This window comes from Pseudonocardia sp. ICBG1293, from assembly GCF_020131355.1.
Classification (GTDB): Bacteria; Actinomycetota; Actinomycetes; order Mycobacteriales; family Pseudonocardiaceae; genus Pseudonocardia.
In genome coordinates this window covers 1-12,565 of record NZ_JAHLEL010000033.1, presented here as the reverse complement: position 1 = coordinate 12,565, position 12,565 = coordinate 1, and the positions used below count along the sequence as shown (strand labels likewise).

Below are 12,565 nucleotides of genomic sequence, written 5' to 3'. Positions count from 1 at the left end.
GGCAATTGGTGAGCCGCGTGCAGCGGTCAAGCGTCGTCGTATGTGGGTTGGTGGAGTTCCGACCCAGCTTGCCGATTCCTACATTCCGGCGAGCGTCGACGTGGAGATCGGGTACTCGGCCGGATTGACTGTACCCGGTGGCATCTACGGGTTGTTGGAGGCCAACGGTCACCGTCTCGACCGCTTCCGTGAGGAGCTGGTCGCGCGGCAGGCGTCCCCGGAAGAGGCTGTCGCCCTACACCTGTCGAACGGTGCGCCCGTCGTGTCGCTGGTCCGCCATGCGATCGACGAGGCGGGCAAGGTTGTCGAGTACTTCGACTCCGTCGCGGCTGCGGACAGGCACCGCTACGTCTACGAGTTCAAGGCGACTGACTGACGGTGATCCGTTTGTGTCGTCGTAGCGACGATGCGTAGCCAAGGAGAGGGCCGACCGGGTGCTCGGTCCTCTCCTGTGCCCTGATCACTTGCGTAGACATGTCCCCGACTGCTTCAGTAGACATGTACACAGGGACGGTCCGACCCAGGGTGGCGGATCGAAACACGGGAGACGTCATGTCGAACCAGGGTCCAAACTCCTTCAAGATCGATCAGGCCGCGACCTTTCAGATGGTCATGGTTATGGATGTCGCACCGAAGCTGCGCTTTGGCAGCGAGACCGATCAGGAGTGTATGAAGGACGGCACCCCGAAGTGGACGGCGCAGTCAGGTCGGACGGCGGGGTTCCGGACCTTCGGCGCTCCGAAGTTCGCCGTCCTGGCGATCACCATCGCCTCGCACGAGGACCCCCGCCAGGGCGTCCAGCCGGGCATGCCGGTCGAGCTGGTCGGCTTGGAGGTCGGGGTGATGGACAAGAAGATCAAGGACCGCGACACCGGCCAGGAGAAGATCGTCGGGGCGCAGGTCTACTACCGGGCCGAGGGCATCCGCCCGATCGGCGCCACAGCCCACAAGCGCGGCGAGCAGGCCGCGTGATGTTCGGCCCGGCGGTCCTGGTGCTGGTCTGCACCTCTTGCCAGCACGTCACCGAGATTGTCGATGACGGCGACCGGTTGCTTGATCAGTGCTCGTGGTGTGAGGGCTGGGCTTTCACCGGCGATCTCGTCGTCACCACCTCGACTACGTCGACCGACTCGACTCCGTTCGCCCGCGCGAGTTGACCACGACCACGGCTCCGGTCCGGAGACCACCTCCGGCCCGGGGCCGTTTTCACGAAGGGGGGCCCGAGATGGGCATCTGGACCACCGCCCGTCGGGCGGAGCGAGAGCAGGACCGGGCCGGGCGTGAGCTGGTGGACCAGCTCTCTGACACCTGGCGCCGCGCCTGCGAGCACGTCGGGTTGTCCCACGTCGTGCAGGTCGCTTCCGGCACTACGATCGTTGTGCCGCCGCTGGCCCGCGTTGACGTCTCCGGTCCTGACCTGGTGCTGATCGTCAAGCTCATGCCCGGCCAGCTCGCCGCGGACTTCCGGGCCCCGGAGGTCGCGCAGCGGCTCTCGGCCGCGCTGGGCTGTGACCGCCTCCGGGTCGAGCCCCGCGGCCCGCACTGGGTCCGGATCGAGCTGCTCACCGGCGACCCGCTCGCCGTCGACGTCACCACCGCGCTGTCGGCTCGCGACCGGTCGGTGAGCGACGTCGAGGTCCTCGTCGCCTGCGATGAGCTCGGCCGCCGGCTGGCGATGCCGTGGAGCCAGGCTCCGCACGCCTGCGTGCAGGGCGCGACCCGTTCCGGCAAGTCGGTGTGGTGCTACTCGGTGCTCGCGCAGCTCGCCCGCCTCGACGACGTCCTGATCGCCGGGTCCGACCCCTCCGGGCTGCTGCTGGGGCGCCCCTGGGCCGGGACGCGGCACCACGAGTGGCAGGCCACCGGCAGCGGCGATGTCTTGGCTCACCGCGATCTGCTCGACCGGCTGGTTGCGGAGATGGACGCGCGCATCGCTGCGCTGCCTGCCCGCCACGACAAGCTCACCGCTTTCACCCCGGATCGGCCGTTGATCGTGGTCGTACTCGAGGAGTTGGCCGGCCTGCTGCGGCTGGCCTCGATCACCCCGACCCCGAAGGGTGAGGCCAAGGTCCGCGAGCAGCTGCTGCACGCGTTCGGCCGCCTGGTCTCGGAGGGGCACAAGGCCGGGATGCGGCTGCTGGTGGTCACCCAGCGCGCCGACGCGACGATCATCGAGGGCTTCGCCCGCGGGCAGCTCGGTCTGCGGCTGAGCTTCCGTGTCGACGACCCCGAGGCCCTGGTGATGCTCCACGGGCAAGACGCCCGCGCCGAGTTGGTCCAGCACCGCCAGTCCCCGCCCGGGGTCGCCCTGGTCCAGGCCCCCGGCATCGCCCTCACCCGGGCCCGTGGCCCGCGCCTGCCCGGGCCCTCCGAGGACGCCGACTACGCACGGTTCTGGGACGAGGTGGCAGAGGACGCCCCGGCGCGCCTCCACCAGGTAGCGGCCTGAGCAGGCCAGAGTTAGCGACCAGGCCGACAAAGAAGTGAGCCCCCAAGTGCGTTAACACCCAGGGGCTCGCCCGTCAGCCGGACGGAAGTCACCTGAGAAGCGAACGGAACCCCGGCCAACGTGGCTACTGCGATTGTACTTGTCTACCCACCTGCTCGCGCTACGCCACGCGGGCACATCTCGACCCCCCACGCCTCCCGCCGCCCCGCGCGGCACGCCGTATCGACGGGCAGCCGTCGTCGTCGTTGTATCGACGACAACACCGCATGCCCGACGACGGCCTGGTCCACCACCCGTCTCGACGGCTGCTCTTCCTCGATACAAGGCCGCACGAGTGCTGGTCAGGTTCAGTCAAGGGTCGACGCAGTCGATCGCGCAGCGACGCCGCTCGCGGCGCCCTTGGCGGGTTCTGAGCGGCATTCGACACTCGGGCCGCTTCGAGGGAGGGCACACCGCAACCCCGCCTCGACGACCAGCACCGAGAGCACCCCTCGCGCCGGAGGCGCGCGCCCGGTCCGGACGGGCCAGGCCCGCGGGCCGGAGGCAGGAGCGGGCCGGTGCCCGGCTCGGCCGGGCGCCGGCCACTCGGCTCCGGGTGGTGCCCGATGAGCGCGCCGGCGACCACGGCGCCGGGCTTGTTCTATGTGCCACAACTGTCCGCGGCCCCCACCGACGTCGATCAGGCGGCGAACGATCCTCGGCTGCTGGCGGTCGCGGCGTGGGGCCCGCGGTTCGCCTCAGCGGACCTTGTACGGGCCTCTGCGGCGCTGCTCCCCGCTCAGGCACCCCGGGTGCCGGGCAAGAGGCCCGAGCAGCTCCTGGCGCACGCTGAGGCCGACTACAGGGCCTGGCGGGACGACCCGGCCAGGACCGAGCACCGGTACCGCTGCAACTGCCGTGCCTGCACCAACACCGAGCCCGAGGGCCCGACCTGGCGGATCACCGTCGCGCCTGGCGCGATCTCGGTGGGCACGAAGGACTACACCCGCTCCGACCGCACGGCCGAGCGCCAGGCCGAGGCCGGGCACCGAGCCGCTGACCTGCTGGCGGTCGTCCTCGGGGAGACGGGGGAGCTGCCGGAGGACCCGCCCTCGCAGCGCGAGATCACCCAGTGGTCACGCAAGTCCCGGGCCCGGATGACCCGCACCCTGTGCGAGCTGGACTACGACCCGCTCTACCGCGACGCGGCTGGGAAGCTGACCGGCCGGGTCCCCGCGATGGTCACCCTCACCTATCCCGGGGACTGGCTCACGGTGGCCCCAGACGGTGCCACGGCGAAGAAGCATCTGCAGGCGCTGGCCAAGCGCTACGAACGAGCCTGGGGTGAGCCCGCGGTCGCGATCTGGAAGCAGGAGTTCCAGGGCCGGGGAGCCCCTCACTTCCACCTGCTGATGAGTCCTCCTCACGGCACCGCGGCGGTCCAGTACGATCCGCGCACCGGCGCTTTGAGGGCCGGATCGGGACGGCAGTTCCGGCAGTGGCTTTCCGAGGTATGGGCCGACGTGGTCGACCATCCCGACCCCGAGCAGCGCGCCCGTCACCTCGCGGCCGGGACGGGCGTGGACTTCGCCGAGGGCCTGCGGGCCAGCGACCCGAAGAGGGTCGCGGTCTACTTCCTCAAGCACAACGTGGCCGGGGACAAGGAGTACCAGCACGTCGTACCGCCGGAGTGGCAGGAACCCGGCAAGGGCCCGGGCCGCTTCTGGGGCTACTGGGGCCTCTCTAAGGCGGTCGCGACGGTCGAGGTCACCCCGGAGGACGCCACGGCCTCGGCCCGGGTCATGCGCCGCTGGTCCCGGGCCCAGGGCCGCACCCGCCAGGTCACCAAGATCCGCGTTGAGCAGGCGACCGGCCGGGTCTACTACCGCCGCACCCGCACCCGGACCACGCTGGTGGGCCGCGGCCGCGGGTGGATCGCGCTCAACGACGGACCGGCCTTCGCCGCAGACCTCGCCCGCTACCTCGCCCAACGACACCCGCAGGAGCAACCCGATGCCCGAGACCAGACAGCAACGCCGAGCCCGCGAGCGCGAACAGGCCAAACACCCCGATCAGGTCCGGACCTACGAAGTCGAGCTGATGCTGGAGGACCGGGCTGAGCTCTACGGCACGGCCATCGATGAGGGCGAAGACCCGGAGATCTGGTTCGCCGAAGGTAGCTGGCGCGGTAGTGGTGAGGGAGAGGACTACGGCGCCGCCCCGCTCGCCGACCTCGTGCAGATGGTCCTTGCCAGCGTCCGCCGTAGCCGACGGCCTGGCGGAGTGTGCCTGCACTGGACCCTGGGCGGTTCGACCGCAGGCGGTGACGTCCACGCTCTGGCTGCCGCTCGTGGCGTGGACTTGCCAGAGTGGGCCTGAACAGCGCCATGCGCCTATGCATTGAAAATGATCACGGGTGGTGTCGTTGATACGACGACACACCGCGCGTCCCGAGTAGGCGTCGTTACGACGACGACGCAAGTTGACCACGGTCGGTGACCACGCGTCCCTCAAGATCATTTGATGCATAGGTATGTGGGGCCGATTGATCTTGAGTGGGGGTGTGACTGGCTGTGGTCAGACGGGGCTGATGCCGGTCTCGGCGTTGGTGTGCTGGCAGAAGACGATCACCCGGTCGCCGTCCGGCTCCCAGTAGATCGTCGCGCCGTCGGCGTCGGTCAGGTGGTGACCCGGGACGCCGTCGACGCGCTGCACGCTGTGGGTCCAGGGTGGCGGGAACCGGTCGGTGATCAGCTCGGTCACCGGGGCCGCGCGCCGATCGTCCCGACCACCTGATCGCGCAGGCTGGCGTCATCGGCGGCGAGCAGCAGCAGCGCCGACAGCACCTCGATTTTGTCGACGTGCCGCCCGAGCCGCCGCCGCGCGATCCGGGTCACCTGCTCGAACGCGTCCACCACGTCGTCGTCGAGCATCGCCGTGTACTTCGACCCGGCCCGCTTCGTCGTGGACACCGGACGGGGCTCCGGCGGTGTCAGCACTGGCTCGGTCACCGCCACAGGCTCCGGCATCGTGATCTGGTCCGGGTGCTGCGGGTGCTCTACCGCACCACCGGCGCTGTCGTCGGATCGACGACGGGTCGCCCCGGCGGCTGCCGCCAGACTCCGGCGGGCCCCGGCCCGCTTCCGCTCCGCCATCACGAGGTCTCCTTAGAGGTCATTTCAGAACGAGGTCGACGTGTCTGTTGTAGACGACAAGCGGCTATCTGACCTGCCGTTTGATCTGTCGTCGAGGGGTCAATGGAAACTCGACAAGTCGTTCTGAAACGACCTCTTAATCAGCTCGTCGAGTACCAGTTCGTAGTCGCCCAACTGCTCGGGTGCGGTCCCCCGGGCCACCGCGAACTCCACGAGGTGGCGCACCTGCGCGGTTATCGTCGGGATGTCCTCGCTCTCGGCCCACGCCCGCGCCTCGCTCCCGGACTTCCACCGGCTGTCGACGTCGACCAGCAGCAGCGACGCCGTCAGTGGGGACAGAGCGTCCGCCTCGGCCGCGAGCTCGAAGACCCGCTCGATCGCCGCCAGGTCCGTCCCGGTCGGCCGCACGGGCACGATCAGGTGCTCGGACAGGGTGAGGGCCTGCCTCAGCAAGTTCGGGTTCTTCGGCCCGACGTCGAGGATCACGTGGGCGTAGTCGTCGAGCATCGGCTGGAGCTGGCGGGTCAGGTGCCGGTCGGCGGCCTCGATGACGATGCACCGATCCGCCGGCCAATCCTCGGCGAGCTGCGACCAGGCCAACGCACCGTCTTGATCTGGATCAGCGTCGACGAGCAGCGTCCGCCCGGACCGGGCCAGACCGAGCGCCAGGTGCACGGCCGTCGTCGTCTTCCCGGTGCCGCCCTTGAGGTGTCCCACGGTGAGTCTCATGACCACTCCGTTGTTGTCGTATCGTCGACACTACCGTCATGACGGCGTGACGTCTGTGCGGCACCCCGTCGCATGTCCCCGGTCGTCGTCCGCCGGGTTGCGGCCGTGAGTCGGGTCCACCGCTTCTGCATCGCCTGCCGGCCGCCGAGCTGCCCGTCGACCGCCTCGGCGACCTGCTCCCAGGTCATGCCTTCCGCTCCCCATTTCAGGGCCCGCAACAGATCCCGCTCGTAAGAATCGGCAGCGGCACGCATCTCTTCACACATGCGGAACAAAGCCGCCGCCTCGCCATTGGTAAACTCGTAATCTTTGTCATTGTTTACTCGTTTATGAAAAACATCGAGATAGTCCGCGCTGTGTTTTGCAATCGTGTCGGAATGCTCGATCTCTTCCGCCGGGAATTCCCTCCCCAGCAGTTCCAGCGCTTCCCTGATCTCCATGCGTCAATCATGCGACGACAGCGCCGTCGCGTCAACCTTACGACGACACAAACGGCAAACCGTTTTGACGGCTGGACGGCAATGTCGCCGTATGACACACCCCTCCCCCTTCCGCAAGGTCCGGGGCTGTCTACTACACTTGTCTACTCAGGTGAACGAGACGCGTTCATAAGCATGATCAAGAAAGGAGCTGCGGTTATGGCGATCGACCACACCAGCGACCGGCCTGTTTTCGCGCAGATCGCGGACGCGCTCCGTCAACGTATTCGTTCCGGCGCCATCGCTCCCGGTGCCAAGCTCCCCAGCGAGTCCGAGCTGGTCGAGGAGTTCGGAGTCACCCGGACCACGGCTCGTCGCGGTCTCGCCGTCCTGCAGCAGGAGGGCTTGACCGAGGCCCGTCGCGGTCTCGGCGTCTTCGTCCGGGAGACCGCTCCCGTCATCGCAGTCCGCAACAACCGGTTCAGCCGGTCTGCCCGTGCGGCCGGTAAGGGTGCTCTAGCCGCTGAGGCTGAGGCCCTGGGTCTCGACTGGCAGTCCGAGGAGCAGGGCCCAGTCGAGATCGTGGACGTTCCCGACGAGATTGCTCAGGCAATTGGTGAGCCGCGTGCAGCGGTCAAGCGTCGTCGTATGTGGGTTGGTGGAGTTCCGACCCAGCTTGCCGATTCCTACATTCCGGCGAGCGTCGACGTGGAGATCGGGTACTCGGCCGGATTGACTGTACCCGGTGGCATCTACGGGTTGTTGGAGGCCAACGGTCACCGTCTCGACCGCTTCCGTGAGGAGCTGGTCGCGCGGCAGGCGTCCCCGGAAGAGGCTGTCGCCCTACACCTGTCGAACGGTGCGCCCGTCGTGTCGCTGGTCCGCCATGCGATCGACGAGGCGGGCAAGGTTGTCGAGTACTTCGACTCCGTCGCGGCTGCGGACAGGCACCGCTACGTCTACGAGTTCAAGGCGACTGACTGACGGTGATCCGTTTGTGTCGTCGTAGCGACGATGCGTAGCCAAGGAGAGGGCCGACCGGGTGCTCGGTCCTCTCCTGTGCCCTGATCACTTGCGTAGACATGTCCCCGACTGCTTCAGTAGACATGTACACAGGGACGGTCCGACCCAGGGTGGCGGATCGAAACACGGGAGACGTCATGTCGAACCAGGGTCCAAACTCCTTCAAGATCGATCAGGCCGCGACCTTTCAGATGGTCATGGTTATGGATGTCGCACCGAAGCTGCGCTTTGGCAGCGAGACCGATCAGGAGTGTATGAAGGACGGCACCCCGAAGTGGACGGCGCAGGTCACGGCGGGGTTCCGGACCTTCGGCGCTCCGAAGTTCGCCGTCCTGGCGATCACCATCGCCTCGCACGAGGACCCCCGCCAGGGCGTCCAGCCGGGCATGCCGGTCGAGCTGGTCGGCTTGGAGGTCGGGGTGATGGACAAGAAGATCAAGGACCGCGACACCGGCCAGGAGAAGATCGTCGGGGCGCAGGTCTACTACCGGGCCGAGGGCATCCGCCCGATCGGCGCCACAGCCCACAAGCGCGGCGAGCAGGCCGCGTGATGTTCGGCCCGGCGGTCCTGGTGCTGGTCTGCACCTCTTGCCAGCACGTCACCGAGATTGTCGATGACGGCGACCGGTTGCTTGATCAGTGCTCGTGGTGTGAGGGCTGGGCTTTCACCGGCGATCTCGTCGTCACCACCTCGACTACGTCGACCGACTCGACTCCGTTCGCCCGCGCGAGTTGACCACGACCACGGCTCCGGTCCGGAGACCACCTCCGGCCCGGGGCCGTTTTCACGAAGGGGGGCCCGAGATGGGCATCTGGACCACCGCCCGTCGGGCGGAGCGAGAGCAGGACCGGGCCGGGCGTGAGCTGGTGGACCAGCTCTCTGACACCTGGCGCCGCGCCTGCGAGCACGTCGGGTTGTCCCACGTCGTGCAGGTCGCTTCCGGCACTACGATCGTTGTGCCGCCGCTGGCCCGCGTTGACGTCTCCGGTCCTGACCTGGTGCTGATCGTCAAGCTCATGCCCGGCCAGCTCGCCGCGGACTTCCGGGCCCCGGAGGTCGCGCAGCGGCTCTCGGCCGCGCTGGGCTGTGACCGCCTCCGGGTCGAGCCCCGCGGCCCGCACTGGGTCCGGATCGAGCTGCTCACCGGCGACCCGCTCGCCGTCGACGTCACCACCGCGCTGTCGGCTCGCGACCGGTCGGTGAGCGACGTCGAGGTCCTCGTCGCCTGCGATGAGCTCGGCCGCCGGCTGGCGATGCCGTGGAGCCAGGCTCCGCACGCCTGCGTGCAGGGCGCGACCCGTTCCGGCAAGTCGGTGTGGTGCTACTCGGTGCTCGCGCAGCTCGCCCGCCTCGACGACGTCCTGATCGCCGGGTCCGACCCCTCCGGGCTGCTGCTGGGGCGCCCCTGGGCCGGGACGCGGCACCACGAGTGGCAGGCCACCGGCAGCGGCGATGTCTTGGCTCACCGCGATCTGCTCGACCGGCTGGTTGCGGAGATGGACGCGCGCATCGCTGCGCTGCCTGCCCGCCACGACAAGCTCACCGCTTTCACCCCGGATCGGCCGTTGATCGTGGTCGTACTCGAGGAGTTGGCCGGCCTGCTGCGGCTGGCCTCGATCACCCCGACCCCGAAGGGTGAGGCCAAGGTCCGCGAGCAGCTGCTGCACGCGTTCGGCCGCCTGGTCTCGGAGGGGCACAAGGCCGGGATGCGGCTGCTGGTGGTCACCCAGCGCGCCGACGCGACGATCATCGAGGGCTTCGCCCGCGGGCAGCTCGGTCTGCGGCTGAGCTTCCGTGTCGACGACCCCGAGGCCCTGGTGATGCTCCACGGGCAAGACGCCCGCGCCGAGTTGGTCCAGCACCGCCAGTCCCCGCCCGGGGTCGCCCTGGTCCAGGCCCCCGGCATCGCCCTCACCCGGGCCCGTGGCCCGCGCCTGCCCGGGCCCTCCGAGGACGCCGACTACGCACGGTTCTGGGACGAGGTGGCAGAGGACGCCCCGGCGCGCCTCCACCAGGTAGCGGCCTGAGCAGGCCAGAGTTAGCGACCAGGCCGACAAAGAAGTGAGCCCCCAAGTGCGTTAACACCCAGGGGCTCGCCCGTCAGCCGGACGGAAGTCACCTGAGAAGCGAACGGAACCCCGGCCAACGTGGCTACTGCGATTGTACTTGTCTACCCACCTGCTCGCGCTACGCCACGCGGGCACATCTCGACCCCCCACGCCTCCCGCCGCCCCGCGCGGCACGCCGTATCGACGGGCAGCCGTCGTCGTCGTTGTATCGACGACAACACCGCATGCCCGACGACGGCCTGGTCCACCACCCGTCTCGACGGCTGCTCTTCCTCGATACAAGGCCGCACGAGTGCTGGTCAGGTTCAGTCAAGGGTCGACGCAGTCGATCGCGCAGCGACGCCGCTCGCGGCGCCCTTGGCGGGTTCTGAGCGGCATTCGACACTCGGGCCGCTTCGAGGGAGGGCACACCGCAACCCCGCCTCGACGACCAGCACCGAGAGCACCCCTCGCGCCGGAGGCGCGCGCCCGGTCCGGACGGGCCAGGCCCGCGGGCCGGAGGCAGGAGCGGGCCGGTGCCCGGCTCGGCCGGGCGCCGGCCACTCGGCTCCGGGTGGTGCCCGATGAGCGCGCCGGCGACCACGGCGCCGGGCTTGTTCTATGTGCCACAACTGTCCGCGGCCCCCACCGACGTCGATCAGGCGGCGAACGATCCTCGGCTGCTGGCGGTCGCGGCGTGGGGCCCGCGGTTCGCCTCAGCGGACCTTGTACGGGCCTCTGCGGCGCTGCTCCCCGCTCAGGCACCCGGGTGCCGGGCAAGAGGCCCGAGCAGCTCCTGGCGCACGCTGAGGCCGACTACAGGGCCTGGCGGGACGACCCGGCCAGGACCGAGCACCGGTACCGCTGCAACTGCCGTGCCTGCACCAACACCGAGCCCGAGGGCCCGACCTGGCGGATCACCGTCGCGCCTGGCGCGATCTCGGTGGGCACGAAGGACTACACCCGCTCCGACCGCACGGCCGAGCGCCAGGCCGAGGCCGGGCACCGAGCCGCTGACCTGCTGGCGGTCGTCCTCGGGAGACGGGGGAGCTGCCGGAGGACCCGCCCTCGCAGCGCGAGATCACCCAGTGGTCACGCAAGTCCCGGGCCCGGATGACCCGCACCCTGTGCGAGCTGGACTACGACCCGCTCTACCGCGACGCGGCTGGGAAGCTGACCGGCCGGGTCCCCGCGATGGTCACCCTCACCTATCCCGGGGACTGGCTCACGGTGGCCCCAGACGGTGCCACGGCGAAGAAGCATCTGCAGGCGCTGGCCAAGCGCTACGAACGAGCCTGGGGTGAGCCCGCGGTCGCGATCTGGAAGCAGGAGTTCCAGGGCCGGGGAGCCCCTCACTTCCACCTGCTGATGAGTCCTCCTCACGGCACCGCGGCGGTCCAGTACGATCCGCGCACCGGCGCTTTGAGGGCCGGATCGGGACGGCAGTTCCGGCAGTGGCTTTCCGAGGTATGGGCCGACGTGGTCGACCATCCCGACCCCGAGCAGCGCGCCCGTCACCTCGCGGCCGGGACGGGCGTGGACTTCGCCGAGGGCCTGCGGGCCAGCGACCCGAAGAGGGTCGCGGTCTACTTCCTCAAGCACAACGTGGCCGGGGACAAGGAGTACCAGCACGTCGTACCGCCGGAGTGGCAGGAACCCGGCAAGGGCCCGGGCCGCTTCTGGGGCTACTGGGGCCTCTCTAAGGCGGTCGCGACGGTCGAGGTCACCCCGGAGGACGCCACGGCCTCGGCCCGGGTCATGCGCCGCTGGTCCCGGGCCCAGGGCCGCACCCGCCAGGTCACCAAGATCCGCGTTGAGCAGGCGACCGGCCGGGTCTACTACCGCCGCACCCGCACCCGGACCACGCTGGTGGGCCGCGGCCGCGGGTGGATCGCGCTCAACGACGGACGGCCTTCGCCGCAGACCTCGCCCGCTACCTCGCCCAACGACACCCGCAGGAGCAACCCGATGCCCGAGACCAGACAGCAACGCCGAGCCCGCGAGCGCGAACAGGCCAAACACCCCGATCAGGTCCGGACCTACGAAGTCGAGCTGATGCTGGAGGACCGGGCTGAGCTCTACGGCACGGCCATCGATGAGGGCGAAGACCCGGAGATCTGGTTCGCCGAAGGTAGCTGGCGCGGTAGTGGTGAGGGAGAGGACTACGGCGCCGCCCCGCTCGCCGACCTCGTGCAGATGGTCCTTGCCAGCGTCCGCCGTAGCCGACGGCCTGGCGGAGTGTGCCTGCACTGGACCCTGGGCGGTTCGACCGCAGGCGGTGACGTCCACGCTCTGGCTGCCGCTCGTGGCGTGGACTTGCCAGAGTGGGCCTGAACAGCGCCATGGCCTATGCATTGAAAATGATCACGGGTGGTGTCGTTGATACGACGACACACCGCGCGTCCCGAGTAGGCGTCGTTACGACGACGACGCAAGTTGACCACGGTCGGTGACCACGCGTCCCTCAAGATCATTTGATGCATAGGTATGTGGGGCCGATTGATCTTGAGTGGGGGTGTGACTGGCTGTGGTCAGACGGGGCTGATGCCGGTCTCGGCGTTGGTGTGCTGGCAGAAGACGATCACACCGGTCGCCGTCCCGGCTCCCAGTAGATCGTCGCGCCGTCGGCGTCGGTCAGGTGGTGACACAGGGACGCCCGTCGACGCGCTGCAACGCTGTGGGTCCAGGGTGGCGGGAACCGGTCGGTGATCACAGTCGGTCACCGGGGCCGCGCGCCGATCGTCCCGACCACCTGATCGCGC

15 protein-coding genes are annotated in these 12,565 nt (G+C 69.2%); 11 read left to right on the top strand and 4 right to left on the bottom strand.

The window, feature by feature from the left end; genetic code table 11:
* The 6 genes from KPF47_RS13495 to KPF47_RS13470 form a co-directional block, all read left to right on the top strand.
* The coding region (locus KPF47_RS13495) for a UTRA domain-containing protein (protein WP_224389180.1) at positions 1-376 on the top strand (376 nt) is incomplete at its 5' end.
* Between the two features lie 176 nt (positions 377-552).
* On the top strand, positions 553-972 hold the full coding sequence (locus KPF47_RS13490; protein ID WP_224389179.1) for a hypothetical protein: 420 nt from the start codon (positions 553-555) through the stop codon (positions 970-972).
* Complete coding sequence (locus KPF47_RS13485; protein ID WP_224389170.1) at positions 969-1,157, top strand: hypothetical protein; 189 nt, start codon at positions 969-971, stop codon at positions 1,155-1,157. Before KPF47_RS13490 ends, KPF47_RS13485 begins: the two co-directional genes overlap by 4 nt.
* 68 nt (positions 1,158-1,225) lie before the next feature.
* A complete protein-coding gene (locus KPF47_RS13480; RefSeq protein WP_224389169.1) occupies positions 1,226-2,449 on the top strand; it encodes a hypothetical protein in 1,224 nt (407 codons plus the stop codon).
* Between the two features lie 791 nt (positions 2,450-3,240).
* Positions 3,241-4,548, top strand: a complete 1,308-nt coding sequence (locus KPF47_RS13475; protein ID WP_224389178.1) for a hypothetical protein — start codon at positions 3,241-3,243, stop codon at positions 4,546-4,548.
* Positions 4,529-4,807: a hypothetical protein gene (locus KPF47_RS13470; protein ID WP_224389177.1), complete on the top strand. Its 279-nt coding sequence runs from the start codon at positions 4,529-4,531 to the stop codon at positions 4,805-4,807. Before KPF47_RS13475 ends, KPF47_RS13470 begins: the two co-directional genes overlap by 20 nt.
* Positions 4,808-5,005: 198 nt before the next feature.
* On the opposite strand, the gene KPF47_RS13465 is transcribed toward KPF47_RS13470, so the two are convergent.
* From KPF47_RS13465 to KPF47_RS13450, 4 genes are all read right to left on the bottom strand, one after another.
* Complete coding sequence (locus KPF47_RS13465; protein ID WP_224389176.1) at positions 5,006-5,191, bottom strand: hypothetical protein; 186 nt, start codon at positions 5,189-5,191, stop codon at positions 5,006-5,008.
* A complete protein-coding gene (locus KPF47_RS13460; protein ID WP_224389175.1) occupies positions 5,188-5,361 on the bottom strand; it encodes a hypothetical protein in 174 nt (57 codons plus the stop codon). Before KPF47_RS13460 ends, KPF47_RS13465 begins: the two co-directional genes overlap by 4 nt.
* 321 nt (positions 5,362-5,682) lie before the next feature.
* Entirely contained in the window at positions 5,683-6,312 is a 630-nt protein-coding gene (locus KPF47_RS13455) for a ParA family protein (protein WP_224389174.1), read from the bottom strand.
* The gene (locus KPF47_RS13450; protein WP_224389173.1) at positions 6,309-6,752 is read right to left on the bottom strand and encodes a hypothetical protein; all 444 of its coding nucleotides are present in this window, start codon (positions 6,750-6,752) and stop codon (positions 6,309-6,311) included. Before KPF47_RS13450 ends, KPF47_RS13455 begins: the two co-directional genes overlap by 4 nt.
* Positions 6,753-6,950: 198 nt before the next feature.
* Here KPF47_RS13450 and KPF47_RS13445 point away from each other — a divergent pair, with 198 nt between their 5' ends.
* From KPF47_RS13445 to KPF47_RS13425, 5 genes are all read left to right on the top strand, one after another.
* Positions 6,951-7,715: a GntR family transcriptional regulator gene (locus tag KPF47_RS13445; protein ID WP_224389172.1), complete on the top strand. Its 765-nt coding sequence runs from the start codon at positions 6,951-6,953 to the stop codon at positions 7,713-7,715.
* A gap of 176 nt (positions 7,716-7,891) precedes the next feature.
* On the top strand, positions 7,892-8,305 hold the full coding sequence (locus KPF47_RS13440) for a hypothetical protein (RefSeq protein WP_224389171.1): 414 nt from the start codon (positions 7,892-7,894) through the stop codon (positions 8,303-8,305).
* The gene (locus KPF47_RS13435) at positions 8,302-8,490 is read left to right on the top strand and encodes a hypothetical protein (RefSeq protein ID WP_224389170.1); all 189 of its coding nucleotides are present in this window, start codon (positions 8,302-8,304) and stop codon (positions 8,488-8,490) included. Before KPF47_RS13440 ends, KPF47_RS13435 begins: the two co-directional genes overlap by 4 nt.
* A gap of 68 nt (positions 8,491-8,558) precedes the next feature.
* A complete protein-coding gene (locus KPF47_RS13430) occupies positions 8,559-9,782 on the top strand; it encodes a hypothetical protein (protein WP_224389169.1) in 1,224 nt (407 codons plus the stop codon).
* Between the two features lie 1,134 nt (positions 9,783-10,916).
* Positions 10,917-12,137, top strand: coding sequence for a hypothetical protein (locus KPF47_RS13425; RefSeq protein WP_224389168.1), 1,221 nt, complete (start codon positions 10,917-10,919; stop codon positions 12,135-12,137).
* The last annotated feature ends 428 nt before the right edge of the window (positions 12,138-12,565 follow it).

Bases quoted from the DNA above. Each gene is read 5' to 3' on its own strand.
- KPF47_RS13425 (WP_224389168.1), top strand. From the start codon at position 10,917: ATGACCCGCACCCTGTGCGAGCTGGACTACGACCCGCTCTACCGCGAC.
- KPF47_RS13470 (WP_224389177.1), top strand. From the start codon at position 4,529: ATGCTGGAGGACCGGGCTGAGCTCTACGGCACGGCCATCGATGAGGGC.
- KPF47_RS13480 (WP_224389169.1), top strand. From the start codon at position 1,226: ATGGGCATCTGGACCACCGCCCGTCGGGCGGAGCGAGAGCAGGACCGG.
- KPF47_RS13455 (WP_224389174.1), bottom strand. From the start codon at position 6,312: ATGAGACTCACCGTGGGACACCTCAAGGGCGGCACCGGGAAGACGACG.
- KPF47_RS13490 (WP_224389179.1), top strand. From the start codon at position 553: ATGTCGAACCAGGGTCCAAACTCCTTCAAGATCGATCAGGCCGCGACC.
- KPF47_RS13440 (WP_224389171.1), top strand. From the start codon at position 7,892: ATGTCGAACCAGGGTCCAAACTCCTTCAAGATCGATCAGGCCGCGACC.
- KPF47_RS13430 (WP_224389169.1), top strand. From the start codon at position 8,559: ATGGGCATCTGGACCACCGCCCGTCGGGCGGAGCGAGAGCAGGACCGG.
- KPF47_RS13445 (WP_224389172.1), top strand. From the start codon at position 6,951: ATGGCGATCGACCACACCAGCGACCGGCCTGTTTTCGCGCAGATCGCG.
- KPF47_RS13460 (WP_224389175.1), bottom strand. From the start codon at position 5,361: ATGCTCGACGACGACGTGGTGGACGCGTTCGAGCAGGTGACCCGGATC.
- KPF47_RS13450 (WP_224389173.1), bottom strand. From the start codon at position 6,752: ATGGAGATCAGGGAAGCGCTGGAACTGCTGGGGAGGGAATTCCCGGCG.